A 15,628-nucleotide genomic window follows, 5' to 3' on the forward strand; every position below is an offset into this window, starting at 1 on the left:
AAAACCAATTTGCAATGACGCTAAAGCAATTACGTTTTGTAACGGGGATTTAGACCTCGACATAAAACATGCATAGTAGTTGCGGGGCACTTAAACCCTCAATCGAGGAAATCACCAGATCATGTCCCAGTGCTTGAGGGTTGATATTTATTTAAAACGAGCGCGGCAGGGTTCGAACCTGCGACCGATTGCTTAGAAGGCAATTGCTCTATCCACTGAGCTACGCGCCCAAAACAAAGTTATGGCTCCCAAAGGAGTCACCTGCATTATATCGTTCTTACCTACTAAGAAGCAATCGAAAATTGCAGATTCACCATTAGCAAGGCTAAGATGCTAGTCGCTAGCTAGTCAATTTACACTATAAACGAAACAGATGGGGTATTGGTTTAGATATATTGTGCTGCTAAGGGGTTATTTGCCTGTTAGCGCCAACGCCCTCTGGGCAGCTACCTTCGAGAAGTATCTAGCGATCGCTAGGTTCATTTCCACAGCACGCTAGGTAATTTTAGCCTTGGCGATGCTGCCAAATGCCATTATATATTCCATATTAAGAGTGCCCCTGTGAGGAGTTATTTGCTAGTGCCATGTTTATTCTCAAACGGCAGGATGTTGAAATCTCAAGCATTCAGCACCCAAAACGGGATCAGCAGGTGCCGATCCTCAATTATCAAGGGCAGACTTTTCGCTTGATTAGTGTTTTCAAAGCTAGTCAAGAAGAAGAAGCTAGAGCCTTATGGAGAGAATTAACGGATAATCGGGGTAAAGCCTGTGTTTTGCTGGAGGAACCGGAACGCTTTAGCGTCTGGGGTAAAATCCGTTTAGAGCATCTGGGTAATGACACAGGTGGTCATAGTAAAACGGGGATTTTAATCCAAGCCAGTATTTTGCTGTTGCAAGGTGTTTCTATTGACATTGAAGAGTTTTTAGGTGCTAGGCAAGCTGCATTATTTGAGAAAGATATTGCGGAGGTATTACAGCAGAAACAATTTCCGCAGGCATCTTCCCTAGAAGCAGTTAAATATTTGGTATCTACAAATCCTTTGCCGACAGCCAAAATACCTAATTGGCAAGAAAATCATGTAGTTATCCTGTTGGAAGAGCTGCATCGACTAGGAAAGGCGTATTTTGGCAACGCTAATTTTACCAAACAAGTGATTTATAAGCTAGAAGATATGCCAGAAGGGGAGCGATCACTGTTTATCAGTTGGCTAAATCAATCGCCACTGGGTAAACTATGGCAGTAGCATGGAAATTTTTTAACAAAGTTCCTGCTACTGGTACTTGCTTTTGGTATCTGATTGTGTATTATTTAGCAGACACAGTACTAAATATACAGTTTTTTAACTCAAAATACTGTCAGAGTGCATCTACATAGTCAAGTCTTATGAATAACTCTTACGATAATTCGTTCCTTTCTAAATCCATTTTCACCACTCAGAACATTGTCTTAGCTAATATTGGCTGGGCCGTACTGGCACTGCTATACTATTTGTTGTTTAGTGCCAAAGTTCCCGGAGCAGATGGCATAGAAAGCCGGGCCGAGTGGTATGTGATTGGCACAAATATTTTTGAAGGTTTAGCTTATTTGAGTGCCGGTATCTTATGCTTGAGGAACTGGCTGAGTCCACAAATCGTCAGTGGCCGGAATGTTTGGCTCTTAATTGGCTTAGGTATGCTTTCCTATTTAGTTGGGGGGATAATTTTCGGCTATACCGAAATAGTTTTAAAAAATGAACCGGATGTGTCTTTAGGCGATATATTTTTTGTACTCACTTATCTATTACTTGGCGCAGGTATGATTTTCGCTGTGGCTTCCAGGCGAATCAATCTAGAAAAATGGCAGTGGCTAATTGTGTTAGCAATTGCAGTGTTCGGTAGTTTGTTGGCATGGTGGATTTCTATGCAACAGGAAACACCCACAGAACTACTAGTCGCTATTTTAAATTGGTTTTACGTAGTTAGTGATGTGCTTTTATTAATTATTGCTACTATTCTGCTTTTAGCCTTTTGGGGGGGAAGAGTTTCCCAGTCTTGGCGAATGATTGCAGCGGCGGCCTTTTCGCTTTACATTGCAGATATGTGGTTTAAATACGCCCAAGGTCCCAATTATCAAAGTGGAGAGATATTAGAAGTGTTTTGGGTATTTAGTGGAGTGTTATTTGGCATGGGCGCTGTCTTAGAATATGACGCATCACTAAGACGAACGCGGCGTACCAGCGGACGAAAACGAGCTTAGTAAAGATTTTTGGTATCTACCGTGAGAAAATTAACAGACTCTGACAAGCAAGAAATTCTTAAGTTATATCGAGAGACTGCCGAAACAACCTCAACTTTGGCAGACCGCTATGGTGTGAGTAACTCGACAATTAGTCGCCTGCTCAAAAGCACTTTGCCAGAAGATGAGTATGAATACTTGGTCTCCTTAAAGCGGGCTGCTAGAACTCCTGAGGGTAGGGCGCAGGTAAGCTACGAGCAGTTACCCCTGCTGATTCAACCAGAGCCTGAGATAGAAGTTCCACCCACTGAAAGTGAAAGTCAACCCTTGGAAGTGCCAAAAGTAGAGCCACAGCCGCGTCGGGTAATTCATCTAGAGCAGGAACTTTACTCAGAAGAAACGGCGGAGTCAATCGCCGCTAGTAGACGGGTGCGGCGACGCCCCTCGGCATCGGAAAAACCGAAGCTCCGAGTCACAGAGAAATTAGAAACTCCAGAGCACAAGCCACCGGAAATAGTTAGCATCCCCATCCCACCGCTAAAGAATGAACATCCAGGAGCGGCCGTCATAGCGCAGATGCTAGGCGAAGACTTGCTAGACGAATCGGAGGATTTGGATGATTTAGAAGATGATGATTTAGAAGATGACGACTTTGAGGAAGAAGACTTTGATGACGATGACCTAGATGAGCAAAGACCTTTAGTTACAAAACGAAGACCAGGTGAAGCATCAGTTCAAGTTTTACCTCTGTCGATAGCCAATTTGCCCAAAACTTGCTATTTGGTGATTGACCGTTCCTCGGAATTAATTACTCGACCTCTCAAGGACTTTGGTGACTTGGGGCAAATTCCCAGCCTTGAAACCCAGCAAAGAACTTTGCCGGTGTTTGATAACCATCGTGTCGCCAAGCGCTTTTCTACTAAGCGCGATCGCGTGATTAAAGTTCCTGATAGTAAAATGCTTCATAAGGCTCGTACCCATCTTCAAGCCAAGGGCATTACACGACTGTTGATTGATGGCCAGGTTTACTCTTTATCTACACTTTAGAAGTTAGGAGTTAGGAATTTTATAATTCTTAACTCTTAACTTTTAACTCCTAACTCTAAGTATAGACAGCCCTTGCAAAACGCTCTGCCAAGTAGATAATGTCTTGTCTACGAGGAATTTGGTTCATCCATTTTTGAGGAATATTTTCCACCCCGTAGTAAATTCCCGCTAACCCACCAGTCACAGCAGCAGTAGTATCAGTATCCCCGCCTAAGTTAACAGCTTTCAGTACCGCCTCAGAATAAGACGAGGTATTTAATAAACACCACAGGGATGACTCTAAGGTATCAATCACATAGCCACCAGAATTAATCTCTTCCACTGGTAACTTGGCAATGTCACCACTCAAAACTCTGCCAAAATGGGGCTTCTCTAACAAAAATTCCCGCACAGAATAAATTGTTTGGATATCTTGTAATGCTTGTAAATAAGCTGTTTGCAGGTCAGCCCCTTCCAACAGCGCCACTGCAATACTAATATAAATGCCACAGGCCATTTGCGATCGCGCATGAGCATGGGTAATCGCTGAAACATCATGTACTCGCGCCAGCAATTCGCCTAAAGTTAAGTTTCTGTGACAATAAGCCATCGGCAAGATTCTCATCAACGAACCGTTGCCATTACTATTTTCAACCTTGCCACCCGCCTGATGGGGAACAACTCCCTGCTTCAGGCGCATAATTGCTGTGTGGGTAGTTTGACCAATATCAAAGACATCGCCACGAGGAGTCCAATAAGCCTCCTTGTACCAGCGCCAGAAGGAATTAGCTATAGCATCCAACGAATACCCTCTACAAAGGCATTCTGCCAAGCAAAAGCTTAACGAACTGTCATCTGACCAAGTTCCTGGTGGTTGATTCCATGTGCCATAACCCAGCATTGTTGTCACTGGAGATTTCACTCGTTCAGCACGGCTAGTAAACTCCACTGGCACACCCAACGCATCACCGACACATAAACCCATCAAACCAGACAACGTTTTTGCAGCGGTTAGCATTATTCAATCTCCACAATAATTGCTCAAAATTAACTTTATAGATTCCCTCTATAGCTTGTTGCAACAGATGCTACAGCCTACTTTTTCATCCTATGTGAAAAGCTCGGTAAAAAGTTGTTAATCGGGTATTTTATTTACCATATCCTGACTTATGCCAATTCGCTATGAAGATGCACTTAATTTTTATTAAACGAACCGCCAAGTACGCCCAGTACGCCAAGCAAGAAGGAATAACCATTTAGTGCAAGTTTACTGATAATTAGTATTAGTTTGAGTTCCAAATATTATGCTAGTTTAAAAAGCGTCTATCCTGAGATAAAGAATTAGGATGAAAAGATATTGAAATGTAATTATAATAGCTTATTTATTATTTTCATAGATAGTTACCCTGTAAGTGTTATGAATCAATAAGAGTCATTTAATAAAGTCTGTGAATTAATTAGAACATTTTTAGATGATTTTGAATTGGAGTATATAAGTAAAAAATACAAAATTTGGTAAAATTATGAAGCGCTTATTCAAGTCTTTCATGACAATTTCTGCATTGTATTCCTTAATAGTTACTCCTTTTGTTCAATCAGCTGGTCAAGCTTCTGCTGAAACCAAAAAAGTTATTGATGCTAGTTATGTTGGTGCTGGTGTTGCAGCTGGCGTTACCAGCGGTGGACAAGGCATCAACGATGATGCCACATTTGGTGGTAATATCAAAGGTCGGGTGAAATTAGGAAATACGCCGTTTTCTGCACGCGGTAATGTCCTCTGGAGTGATAAGACGAGTACCATTATCCCAGAACTTTCTGTGGATGTGCCCATCGCTAATAAAACTAATGCTTATTTAACTGGTGGTTGGTCTTTTGTAGAGAAAGATGGCTCATCAATTCCCATAGATAACAGAGATTCAGTAGTGATAGGTGCTGGTGTAGACGAGGAAGTTGCTAACAATTTCCTCGTCTACACTAATGCCAAGGTAGGGCTTGGTGCCTACCAAAATAGCGATGCTTCTGCTGTTAACATCAATGATGGTATTGACTATAGCTTCAAATAAAAGATTATTGAGTCCTCACTCACTCTATACTTTACTTAGTACTCAGGACTTAGGATTTTTTCACTCACTACTCCAAAAAGCTGATTTTGTTAAGTGTTACATCACTGAGAAAGCCGACTTTTGCCGTGGTAAAATTAAAATATTCCTCATTATTCCGGCCGGATTACCGGGGATCAAGTAGCCGAAGGGTGCTGATTCGGCGTCTACGTAATGCTTTATTGAGAATACTATACAAGTCTAATGGTTAAATCTGCTCCTTCCCCCATCACTAACCGTAAGCCTTCCAAACTAGAAGCAATCAAGGAAAATAGTAATTTTTTGCGTGAACCTGTAGCAACTGAGATCCTTCAAGATACTACCCATTTTACCGAAAATGCGGTGCAGCTTTTGAAGTATCACGGTTCTTACCAGCAGGATAACCGTGACAACCGCACCAAGGGACAGGAAAAAGATTACCAGTTTATGCTGCGGACAAAAAATCCAGGTGGTTTAGTACCACAGCAGCTGTATCTGGCTTTAGATAAACTAGCTGATGAGTATGGCAACCACACCTTACGAGTAACTACCCGTCAAGGTTTCCAAATGCACGGAATTTTAAAGAAGAATCTCAAGACAGCGATCGCCACAATTGTCAAGAACCTGGGTACGACTTTGGGAGCTTGCGGCGACATCAACCGCAACGTGATGGCACCACCAGCCCCCTTTAAGAATCGCCCAGAGTATCAGTATGCTTGGGAATATGCCCAGAATATTGCTGACTTACTTTCAGCGCAAACAGGCGCTTATTACGAAATTTGGTTGGATGGGGAAAAAGCAATTAGTGCTGAAGAAAACCCTGAGGTGAAGGCGGCACGACAGCGCAATGGGAATGGCACAATTATTCATAACAACGAAGAACCAATTTATGGCACTTACTATATGCCCCGCAAGTTCAAAATTTGCGTGACGGTCCCAGGGGATAATTCGGTTGATTTGTATTCCCAAGACCTGACCTTGGTAGTAATTACCAATAAGAAGGGACAATTAGAAGGATTTAATATTTTTGCTGGTGGTGGCTTAGGTAGAACACACGGTAAAGAAGAAACTTTCGCTAGGTTAGCAGACCCCATCGGTTATGTAGCCAAAGATGACGTTTACGATATAGTGAAAGCGATTGTTGCTACCCAGAGAGATTATGGCGATCGCACTGATCGTCGTCATGCCAGATTAAAATATCTAATCAACGATTGGGGTGTAGATAAATTCCGTGCCCAAGTTGAAGAATACTTCGGTAAATCAGTCGAACCCTTCAAACCACTACCAGAGTTTAAATATCACGACTTCCTCGGCTGGAACGAACAAGGTGATGGCAAGCTATTCTTAGGAATTTCCATTGACAATGGTCGAATCAAGGATGAAGGTTCGTTTCAACTAAAAACTGCCTTGCGGGAAATTGTCGAGCAGTTCAACTTACCTATTCGCCTGACGCCCAACCATAACCTGATTTTTTACGATATCGAACCAGATAGCAAAGAAGCCATTCAAGAAATTCTCAATAGTCACGGTGTCGTTTCTGATCCTGATAAAATCGAACCTTTAGAGCGGTATGCAATGGCTTGTCCTGCTTTGCCCACTTGCGGCTTGGCAATCACGGAATCAGAACGAGCAATACCGGGTATTTTGGAGCGGATTCGCACTCTGTTAGATAAAATAGGTTTACAAAATGACCATTTTGTGGTAAGAATGACAGGATGCCCCAACGGCTGCGCTCGTCCCTACTTGGCAGAATTGGGCTTTGTCGGTAGCGCTCCAGAATCTTACCAATTATGGTTAGGGGGTTCGCCAAATCAGACTCGACTAGCGCAACCTTACACAGATAAGCTACACCATAATGACTTGGAAAGCTTCCTAGAGCCGATTTTTGTTTACTTTAAGAAATCTCGAAAATCTAAGGAAAGCTTTGGTGATTTTTGCGCTCGCGTTGGTTTTGATGCCATACGGGAATTTACTGCCACCTACGACCCGCAAACAGCCGATGGTGCAAACAAATCACGCCACCGGGTGAATTTGAAAGAGCAGGTTTATAGCAAGTTGAAGGAAGTAGCCCAAAGCCAAGGTAAGCCGATGACTCAGTTAGTGACTGAAGCGCTAGAGGCTTACTTCCAGAATCTGTCGTAAGTAAAATCCTCATTGGGAACTTTTAATTTGTTACCATCAATTATGGAGAGGCAATATTTTTTAGCCTCTCCATTAATAAGAGGACTTGCAGAAGCTTGGTGAAATGCTACTAGATTCATAGCCATTGCTCCTACAGTAGCTACGGACAAATTTTTCACTAAACTTGATATAGCCATAAAACCAAGTAAATCTAAATATTTGAAGTTTGTATTAATACACTACACTAAATACTTCTCATATATAGGAATCCGATTTGATTCCTGAACTGATTTGCGTAGAGAGAGAACTCTTAACAGGTAACAGGGAATGCAAAAAACTGATTTTAATCACTAAAAATCTCAATCCAATGTCTCAACTGCAAAGAATTGCGCTCGCACCATCCCAATTCCAACAAGGGCAAATTTTGTTCACAAAAGAACAACAGCATTATTTAGGGCGTGTATTGCGCTTGCGTGAAGGCGATCGCTTTATTGCAATGGATGGTAAAGGAAAATGGTGGTTAGCGCAGCTAGCAGGCGAGCAAGCACAGGTTTTAGAACCGCTTTTAGTAGAAACTGAATTACCTGTATCGATTACGCTGATGGTGGCGCTACCTAAAGGCAATGGATTTGATGAAGTGGTACGGTGTTGTACAGAGTTAGGAGTAGCTTGTATTGCACCAGTATTGAGCGATCGCACTTTGCTTGATCCTAGTCCTCAAAAACTCGAACGCTGGCGGCGCATCGCAACAGAAGCCGCCGAGCAATCAGAGCGCTCTTTTGTGCCAACAATTTTACAGCCTGTTACTTTTAATACTGCTGTCACCGCGAATCAGACAAGTCACCGCTACATTTGTGAGGCTCGTGGAGAGTATCCCCATTTAAACAAAGTCCTGAGTAGCATCTCTAAGGAGATTGTCATTGCTACTGGGCCAGAGGGAGGATGGACAACACAAGAAATTGAAAATGCGAAGTCAGCTGGATTTCAACCTGTTTCCCTTGGTCGCCGCATCCTGAGAGCAGTTACAGCCCCGGTAGTAGCATTATCCTTGATTACCGCAATTTGTGAAGTATAAATGATTTATAGCTCACGCAAATCTCCTTTTGCGCGAGACATCACTCCAGCGTGTATTTAAAGTGATGATTGAGCAAGTTGCGATCGCCTTTGAGCATAAAGATTATCAAACAGCTGCTAAATTACTCAAACAGCTGCGAAAAGAATCACCAGACAATCCTTCGGTACAATTTTATCTTGGTCGGTTGCATGAAGTATCTGGAAAGCATCAGGATGCAGAAAAAATTTATCGGCAACTGCTGCGAGATACAACAAATACCAAAATAGTGACGTTATCACGTCAAGGTTTGCGACGACTGCAAGAAATGGAGCTAGAAGAAAGACAAAGAGCCATTTCCCAAGCAACATCTCAACCTAATAACACCGAACTTGGCGTACTAGTCTTAGAGCCTCTCAGTAACGAGATGAAAACAGAAGCATCTCGAAAATTCGCCCAGATTATGCAGCTAGACCCTTATACTGCACGACTAATACTGCCAAGTCGTGGCTGGAGGTTGTACCGCACTGGCCAAGTAGGAGAACTTAAATTTTATGGCAAACAGCTACAGCAGGCTGGCATTCCTTGCTTTTGGGCAAGAATAGCTCAAATTCAGCAAATTCAAGTTTATCAAGTCAAATATTTCCAGGAATCTACCCTACAAGTTACTGTTGTTTGCTGCAACCAGGCAAATCAACTCGGTTCTCTCACCTTTGATTGGTCAGAAGTCACAGCAAGAGTAGTGGGACTTTTGCCTATTTTTGAACAAGTTGTAGATGTTGATGCCTACCGGAAACTGGAACGGAAAACTCAAACACAAGACTATAGTCAGTTTTGTGATTTACATCTACCTGGTAGACGTTGCATTCTCCGATTTAATGACAACGGCTATGAATTTCAGCAAGGTTTAGAAATCATTCCCCAAGCTAGCCAAAATACAATCAGAATTAATTGGAATAGTTTATCAAATTGGATTGACCAGCAACTACCTCAAGTCAAAATTTGGTCAGATTTCACGTCCTTTGCAGATACAACATTAGATCAAACAGAAATGCTGGGCCATATCAAGTCTCACATTCATCTATTTCGCAGGGAAGAGACTAATTGGGACTCAGCTTTTCATTTATATAGTGGACTGGTGTTTATTAAATAATTCGTAATTCGTAATTAAGTTTACTATTACCTATTGCCTACCTTAAGAAGTAAGTTTACAAATAAAATAAGATAACCTATGAATACAGTAGCCAACAAAAATCAACAGTTAGGCGGTTTGTACGTTCAATCCCTTCAAGGAGAGCAACTAGTTTTTCCGCTCAAGCATACGGAAGTTCTAGCAAAAATTGCAGGTAACTTATCACGAGTTGAGGTGATTCAAAGCTTTGAAAATCCCTTCATGCAGCCTTTAGAAGCAGTGTATATCTTTCCGTTAGCCGATGAGGCAGCGGTGGATGACATGGAAATCAAAATAGGTAGCCGCGTTATCAAAGGTAATATTAAAAAACGTGAAGAAGCGCAACAAATCTACGAAAAGGCCAAACAAGAAGGACGCACCGCCGGACTTTTAGAACAGCAACGAGACAACATCTTTACCCAGTCTCTGGCTAACATCAAACCTGGTGAACAAATTGATGTTACAATTCGTTACACCGAAAGTTTAAAATTTGAGTTGGGAAATTATGAATTTGTTTTCCCGACGGTGGTGGGCCCAAGATATATTCCAGGAACGCCGATAGATGGTAGCGGTGATACAGACCAAGTTCCTGATGCTTCTCGGATTACACCGCCTGTAGTCCCAGAAGGAATGCGCTCGCGTCACGATATTAATGTCACAGTAGAAATTGATGTAGGTTTAGCAATTTCTCAAGTATGTTCTCCTTCACATCAATTAAAAACTGAACACTCAGGTCAAATAGTGCGGATTCAATTAGCTGGAGAAGATACAATTCCCAACAAAGATTTAATTCTCCGCTATCAAATTTCTGGTCAACAAACTCAATCCACGATATTAACCCAAGCCGACGATCGCGGCGGACATTTTGCAATTTATTTGATTCCAGCTTTGGAATATTCTACTGATGAAATTGTCCCCAAAGATGTCGTATTTTTGGTGGATACTTCCGGTTCACAATCTGGTGATCCGTTGCAAAAGTGTCAAGAATTGATGCGGCGATTTATTAATGGGTTGAATCCCAACGATACTTTCACAATTATCGATTTTTCCAATAGAGTCAGACAGTTATCAAAGAAACCTCTACCGAATACACCAGAAAATCGTGCCAAAGCGATCGCTTACATTAACAATTTACAAGCTGATGGCAGCACAGAAATGCTCAGTGGCATTCGTACAGCCATAAATTTCCCCACACCAGCCGGAAGATTACGCAGTGTTGTACTCCTCAGCGATGGCTACATCGGCAACGAAAATGAGATTTTAGCAGAGGTACAACAACACCTCCAACCAGGAAATCGCCTTTACAGTTTTGGTGCTGGTAGTTCAGTTAACCGTTTTTTACTGAATCGCCTCGCCGAAATTGGCCGGGGAATATCCAGAATTATTCGTCATGATGAACCCACAGAAGAAGTTGCCGAAAAGTTTTACAGGCAAATCAACAACCCCGTACTCACAAATATTCAAATCTCTTGGCAAGGTGACACAGAATCGCCTGTTATTTACCCAGCCACAGCACCTGATTTATTCAGCGAACAACCATTAGTTTTGTTTGGTCGCAAACAGGATAGAGTCAGCGGTAATCTGCAAATATCCGGCATTGGTGCGGGTGATAAGCACTATGAAAAAACATTTAACCTCATATTTGATGAAACAGGAAATCTTGCTGTAGCTCAGTTATGGGGACGTGCTTGCATCAAAGATTTGATGAATCAAATGATCAGCTTTGAAACCAAGGCTGGTGTAGAAGCGGTTACAGAAACTGCCTTAACTTATCAACTGCTTTCTCAATACACCGCTTTTGTAGCTGTCAGCGATGACGTGGGGGTTGAACCAGGAAGCGAATATATGTCTATGCAAGTGCCAGTAGAAATGCCTGAAGCTGTTTATTACGAATACGAAAGAATGTCTAGTAGCGCTCCTGCTGGTGGTTTTGCTCGTAAAAGACGGCAAAGGCGATCGCCAAAATCCCCAATAGCGAAAGAAGTCGATATCTCTTTGAGCTTTGATTCCGAGGAGATGGAACAAGATGAAATATCAGACGCAGCCATCAACCATCAGTTAGAGGTCATCAGCGTCACTGGCTTGGATGAAATACGAATTGCTAACCTAAGCCAACACCTTCAACAATTAAACTTGCCTTCCGACTTCAGTGGTGAAATCGTCTTTGAGTTTACTGTGAACAAAGGTCGGGTAGGACGGGTAGTGTTGGATGAAAAAACCTCAACCTTAAAAAATGCAGTTGTAGTGGAGAAAATTAAGCGATCACTCCTAGTTTGGAGAGTTCCTCCATCTACAACTGGTAAACTTGTCTTAATTTTGCGTATTCACACTTAACTCATCGGTACTATAGAGACACGAAATAGACGCAATATTCCGCGTCTCTGTAACTTAACCAGGCTTTTTAACCTGACGTGCCATGTCTAAATAAGCACTCATATTTGCTCCTGGACGCCGCCGCCCATTAGAGCTAGTAGCCGAAGGAGCGAGATATTTAGGCGCAAACGTTGTTTCTTTTGGCTCCTCTTTGAGTACTTTGGCTGCTGCGGCTTTTGCATTTTTGCCAGGTTCAACTTTAAGACCCTCAGCAGTCTGAACTAGCGTAACATCAGCTGGTTTGGGATTTTTAGCTGATTTTGCCTTACCCTTGGCTGTGGCGGTTTTTGTTCCATTCAATGAATCTGGCTTAGATGGATCTGGTGCTTCTGATCCAATTGTTGCGGTTACTTTCTTAGCATTCGATCCAACTGTCTCTGCTACTTTCTTCACATTCGATGCTACTTCTTCAGCAGCATCTTTCACAGCATCTTTGGCTTCGTCCAATTCTAAGAAGTAGCCGTTGCTTTTCTTCTTTCCTGGTAACAATCCAGTAATGAAACCCAGAATACCGCTAAGAAAACCCTGAATACTCGAAATTGACTTTTTGATAAAACCCATTACAATTGCTCCTGCCTTTTACCTTTTATATTTGAAACTCAACCGTAATTGTTAAAAATTACGACAAAATGTTACATTTTATGCTTTGCGTCACCCCATTCTGGTGACAACCATTATAGGTTTGTGCTTAATCAACACTTAATCAACATTGTAGTAAAACTAGAGGGCAAATGTTTTCTTGCAAGCAGTTGCCACCTGTATCACCGAGAACTAATTATTAAATTTTACTGTAACTAAGAGCAAGATCCTGAAAGCAGGCTTCACAATAATTAACATTTCTTTGTTTGAAAATTATTGATTGGAGAAAAGCAAACGATTTACTTTTAACCAGTAGGAGGAGTGTCATAGTTTGTTGACAGATAGCAACGGTACTCAGTTACATTTTCTACAGACTTAATTTAGCCGGCTTTGGTAGATGAACACTGAACATCAGCAGCGCAATCCCGTCTTATTAATACACGGGATTGACGACACAGAGGCAGTTTTCCATAAAATGAGGGCATACCTAATACAACGGGGTTGGTCTGTATATAGCTTGAATCTGGTTCCTAATAATGGTGATGTGGCTCTTGATGAGTTGGCAAAGCAAGTAGCCGATTATGTTACGGCCAGCTTTGCGTCAGAACAACACCTAGATTTAGTCGGCTTTAGCATGGGAGGAATTGTCAGCCGTTACTATGTTCAACGATTGGGAGGAATTAACCGCGTACAGAGGTTTATCACGATCTCTTCGCCTCATCATGGAACTGTGGTTGCTTATGCTTCCCAACGTCCTGGTTGTATACAAATGCGCTCCAACAGCCTTTTTCTCAAAGATTTGAATTCTGATGCTGATATGTTAAGACAGCTAAACTTTACATCTATCTGGACACCTTATGATTTGATGATTGTCCCAGCGAATAGTTCACAAATGCCCGTAGGAGAAGAGGTAGTTGTGCCAGTTTCTTTCCACCCGTGGATGCTGACAGACTCTAAGAGTTTAGCAGTAGTCACAGCAGCTTTAGCAGAGCGGATTCAATACGGTTCGGATAAGGCTCGATCCCCCTAACATCCGCTAAAAAAGCTTGCTCAGAATGGCTCTATTTCCCCCTTTTTAAAGAGGATTAAGGGAGATATTTAAAGATTGTGCAGCTTAACCCAAGCGGATTGAAAGCGGATTAAACTGCTCTTCCTTAAGAAAGCATCCAGTTAGTAGCCAGGATACTTGTTATACTTGCATTCTTTTATTTTTAATTTTGAATTGCTTAAGTCCTATCACCAATTTGTGTATGTTCGTAACTTCCAAAAATTGCCTCTGGGTGACGATAATATTTGAACTCCATTAGGTTATAAAAAGGATCTTCTAAAAAGAAAGTACGATGCTCAAGAGGAGAACCAACAAAGCGGTTTTTAGTTGATTCGCGAAAAAGTAGCTGTTGCTGTTGTGCCCTTTCTAGTAAATCCTGCCAGTCACGTTCTTGAGTAAAAATTAGCCCAAAGTGTCTGGGATAGATAGTGCGTTGCGGTGCCAAGGGTTCTTTGCTGACGTGAGCCACTAGTTGATGACTGTAGAGATTGAGAATCAGGGCGTGCTGGTTTTCACGACCAGGAATACAGCCCAAGCCGTCCACGTAATATGCTTTTGTTTGGGCAATGTCAGTCACAGGGAAAGCAAGATGGAATAAAGTTTGGCTCATAGCTTGTGTGGAAAAAACTAGTAGTTGATGCTATCTACAATTTATGCTGTTAAGTCTTGATTGTGGTCAACTTGAACACAGTTTTAATTGACATTAACTTATATCCTTTATCCTGATGACTAAGATTGGGAACTGAGTACTACTTCAGCCGCTGCACCAGGCAGCTATACTAATTTAGGTTTGCATGAGCACACACTTAGGAACGTAGATTTAATAACTTAAAACTTTCTTAGGATGTGTTGGGTGCGTTACGCACTCGAAGAGTCCACCTAGCTAAACAGAAGTTTTGCATTTTGTTTAATCCAGGTTCTTTAGTCAATATTGCAGTGTATATCTAAGACATTGTTTGTAGTTTTATACTCAGCTTTTAGAGTTATGCCTACGCAATTTAGGTAATAATACGAACATATTACTTAAACTGGGGAGGTATCAGAAATTAAGCACTAAGGGTGATAAATTCGTTATTCTGTTGATATTCAGACAAAATTACTCATGATTAATTGCTGATGTCATCCTTAATTGATTCTGTTAATCCCTGGTTGGTGGCGGTAGGATTAAACACAATTCTATTGGGTTTAGCTTGGATTGCGCCGAAAAAGCTGCTTACTCCAGCAGGGTTATTCCACGCCTGGTTTCTAGCCATCTTAATTTGGGTAACTCTAGGCTGGCAAGGATATGCAGTAGTAATGTTCTATTTTCTGGTTGGTTCTGGGGTTACCCGTATTGGTATGGCGCAGAAGGAGGCTGAAGGAATTGCTGAAAAGCGTTCTGGGGCAAGAGGCCCAGAAAATGTTTGGGGTTCGGCTTTGACTGGAGCGCTGTGTGCTTTGGGAGTAGGGATAATAAATTCGGGATTTATTGTACCTAGTGCCCAATTTCTAGTCCCCAATACTTCGACGCCAGCTCCATTGAGCGAAGCCGAGATGCTCAGTACAAGTCTCCAGTCCCTACTTTTGTTAGGCTATGTAGCGAGTTTCAGTACGAAGCTGGCTGACACCACTGCTAGCGAAGTCGGTAAAGCGTATGGTAAAAGCACCTTTCTAATTACCACATTCCAACCAGTGCCTCGCGGTACCGAAGGGGCGGTAAGCTTGGAAGGAACTTTAGCTGGTATTGTAGCTTCTGTAGCGATCGCATTTGTTGGTTGGGGAGTTGGTTTAATTGATCTATTGGGAGTAGCTTGGTGTGTACTGGCAGCATTTATTGCCACCAACTTAGAAAGTGTGATTGGGGCAACACTGCAATCTAAGTATACTTGGCTGACCAATGAAGTAGTGAATATTTTTAATACTTTAATCGGTGCGATCGCGGCTGTGCTACTTGCCTGGACATGGATCAGCATCATTAAGTAGCTCG

At 42.0% G+C, this 15,628-nt stretch carries 14 protein-coding genes and 1 tRNA gene; 11 read left to right on the top strand and 4 right to left on the bottom strand.

Annotated elements, in window-relative coordinates; genetic code table 11:
* Positions 1-157: 157 nt before the first annotated feature.
* Positions 158-230: transfer RNA gene (locus tag V7K40_RS24450), tRNA-Arg, on the bottom strand.
* A gap of 143 nt (positions 231-373) precedes the next feature.
* On the opposite strand from V7K40_RS24450, the gene V7K40_RS24455 reads away from it, so the two are divergent.
* The 4 genes from V7K40_RS24455 (at position 374) to V7K40_RS24470 (ending at position 3,262) form a co-directional block, all read left to right on the top strand.
* Positions 374-499 (top strand): hypothetical protein, encoded by a 126-nt coding sequence (locus V7K40_RS24455; RefSeq protein ID WP_334964324.1) that lies wholly within the window; start codon positions 374-376, stop codon positions 497-499.
* Between the two features lie 85 nt (positions 500-584).
* The gene (locus V7K40_RS24460; protein WP_334964326.1) at positions 585-1,244 is read left to right on the top strand and encodes an Npun_F0813 family protein; all 660 of its coding nucleotides are present in this window, start codon (positions 585-587) and stop codon (positions 1,242-1,244) included.
* A gap of 140 nt (positions 1,245-1,384) precedes the next feature.
* Positions 1,385-2,236 carry a hypothetical protein gene (locus V7K40_RS24465; RefSeq protein ID WP_334964328.1) on the top strand — a complete coding sequence of 284 codons (852 nt, stop codon included), beginning with the start codon at positions 1,385-1,387 and terminating at the stop codon, positions 2,234-2,236.
* 21 nt (positions 2,237-2,257) lie between these two features.
* Positions 2,258-3,262: a transposase gene (locus V7K40_RS24470; RefSeq protein WP_334964330.1), complete on the top strand. Its 1,005-nt coding sequence runs from the start codon at positions 2,258-2,260 to the stop codon at positions 3,260-3,262.
* A gap of 55 nt (positions 3,263-3,317) precedes the next feature.
* Here the strand turns inward: V7K40_RS24470 and V7K40_RS24475 are convergent, their stop codons facing one another.
* Positions 3,318-4,259, bottom strand: coding sequence for an ADP-ribosylglycohydrolase family protein (locus V7K40_RS24475; RefSeq protein ID WP_334964332.1), 942 nt, complete (start codon positions 4,257-4,259; stop codon positions 3,318-3,320).
* A 505-nt stretch (positions 4,260-4,764) separates the two neighbouring features.
* On the opposite strand from V7K40_RS24475, the gene V7K40_RS24480 reads away from it, so the two are divergent.
* From V7K40_RS24480 to V7K40_RS24500, 5 genes are all read left to right on the top strand, one after another.
* Entirely contained in the window at positions 4,765-5,304 is a 540-nt protein-coding gene (locus tag V7K40_RS24480; protein WP_334964334.1) for a hypothetical protein, read from the top strand.
* Positions 5,305-5,544: 240 nt separating this feature from the next.
* Positions 5,545-7,461, top strand: a complete 1,917-nt coding sequence (gene sir / locus V7K40_RS24485; RefSeq protein ID WP_334964336.1) for a sulfite reductase, ferredoxin dependent — start codon at positions 5,545-5,547, stop codon at positions 7,459-7,461.
* A gap of 346 nt (positions 7,462-7,807) precedes the next feature.
* Complete coding sequence (locus V7K40_RS24490; RefSeq protein ID WP_334964337.1) at positions 7,808-8,515, top strand: 16S rRNA (uracil(1498)-N(3))-methyltransferase; 708 nt, start codon at positions 7,808-7,810, stop codon at positions 8,513-8,515.
* A gap of 64 nt (positions 8,516-8,579) precedes the next feature.
* Positions 8,580-9,644 carry a tetratricopeptide repeat protein gene (locus tag V7K40_RS24495; protein ID WP_334964339.1) on the top strand — a complete coding sequence of 355 codons (1,065 nt, stop codon included), beginning with the start codon at positions 8,580-8,582 and terminating at the stop codon, positions 9,642-9,644.
* A gap of 78 nt (positions 9,645-9,722) precedes the next feature.
* Positions 9,723-11,996: a VIT domain-containing protein gene (locus V7K40_RS24500; RefSeq protein WP_334964341.1), complete on the top strand. Its 2,274-nt coding sequence runs from the start codon at positions 9,723-9,725 to the stop codon at positions 11,994-11,996.
* A 54-nt stretch (positions 11,997-12,050) separates the two neighbouring features.
* Here V7K40_RS24500 and V7K40_RS24505 read toward each other — a convergent pair whose 3' ends face one another.
* The gene (locus tag V7K40_RS24505) at positions 12,051-12,596 is read right to left on the bottom strand and encodes a hypothetical protein (RefSeq protein WP_334964343.1); all 546 of its coding nucleotides are present in this window, start codon (positions 12,594-12,596) and stop codon (positions 12,051-12,053) included.
* Positions 12,597-13,011: 415 nt separating this feature from the next.
* Between V7K40_RS24505 and V7K40_RS24510 the strand changes: the two genes are divergently transcribed.
* Positions 13,012-13,644, top strand: coding sequence for a triacylglycerol lipase (locus V7K40_RS24510; RefSeq protein ID WP_334964345.1), 633 nt, complete (start codon positions 13,012-13,014; stop codon positions 13,642-13,644).
* 196 nt (positions 13,645-13,840) lie between these two features.
* Here the strand turns inward: V7K40_RS24510 and V7K40_RS24515 are convergent, their stop codons facing one another.
* Positions 13,841-14,272, bottom strand: a complete 432-nt coding sequence (locus tag V7K40_RS24515) for a VOC family protein (protein ID WP_334964347.1) — start codon at positions 14,270-14,272, stop codon at positions 13,841-13,843.
* 506 nt (positions 14,273-14,778) lie between these two features.
* Between V7K40_RS24515 and V7K40_RS24520 the strand changes: the two genes are divergently transcribed.
* Positions 14,779-15,624, top strand: coding sequence for a TIGR00297 family protein (locus V7K40_RS24520; RefSeq protein WP_334964349.1), 846 nt, complete (start codon positions 14,779-14,781; stop codon positions 15,622-15,624).
* The last annotated feature ends 4 nt before the right edge of the window (positions 15,625-15,628 follow it).

Origin of the sequence: Nostoc sp., from assembly GCF_036917195.1 — a bacterium.
GTDB lineage: Bacteria > Cyanobacteriota > Cyanobacteriia > Cyanobacteriales > Nostocaceae > Nostoc.

What these genes read in the sequence shown, in the direction of transcription:
- V7K40_RS24455 (WP_334964324.1), top strand. Translation starts at nt 374, where the DNA reads ATGGGGTATTGGTTTAGATATATTGTGCTGCTAAGGGGTTATTTGCCT.
- V7K40_RS24465 (WP_334964328.1), top strand. Translation starts at nt 1,385, where the DNA reads ATGAATAACTCTTACGATAATTCGTTCCTTTCTAAATCCATTTTCACC.
- V7K40_RS24490 (WP_334964337.1), top strand. Translation starts at nt 7,808, where the DNA reads ATGTCTCAACTGCAAAGAATTGCGCTCGCACCATCCCAATTCCAACAA.
- V7K40_RS24475 (WP_334964332.1), bottom strand. Translation starts at nt 4,259, where the DNA reads ATGCTAACCGCTGCAAAAACGTTGTCTGGTTTGATGGGTTTATGTGTC.
- V7K40_RS24515 (WP_334964347.1), bottom strand. Translation starts at nt 14,272, where the DNA reads ATGAGCCAAACTTTATTCCATCTTGCTTTCCCTGTGACTGACATTGCC.
- V7K40_RS24480 (WP_334964334.1), top strand. Translation starts at nt 4,765, where the DNA reads ATGAAGCGCTTATTCAAGTCTTTCATGACAATTTCTGCATTGTATTCC.
- sir (WP_334964336.1), top strand. Translation starts at nt 5,545, where the DNA reads ATGGTTAAATCTGCTCCTTCCCCCATCACTAACCGTAAGCCTTCCAAA.
- V7K40_RS24505 (WP_334964343.1), bottom strand. Translation starts at nt 12,596, where the DNA reads ATGGGTTTTATCAAAAAGTCAATTTCGAGTATTCAGGGTTTTCTTAGC.
- V7K40_RS24460 (WP_334964326.1), top strand. Translation starts at nt 585, where the DNA reads ATGTTTATTCTCAAACGGCAGGATGTTGAAATCTCAAGCATTCAGCAC.
- V7K40_RS24500 (WP_334964341.1), top strand. Translation starts at nt 9,723, where the DNA reads ATGAATACAGTAGCCAACAAAAATCAACAGTTAGGCGGTTTGTACGTT.
- V7K40_RS24520 (WP_334964349.1), top strand. Translation starts at nt 14,779, where the DNA reads ATGTCATCCTTAATTGATTCTGTTAATCCCTGGTTGGTGGCGGTAGGA.
- V7K40_RS24510 (WP_334964345.1), top strand. Translation starts at nt 13,012, where the DNA reads ATGAACACTGAACATCAGCAGCGCAATCCCGTCTTATTAATACACGGG.
- V7K40_RS24495 (WP_334964339.1), top strand. Translation starts at nt 8,580, where the DNA reads ATGATTGAGCAAGTTGCGATCGCCTTTGAGCATAAAGATTATCAAACA.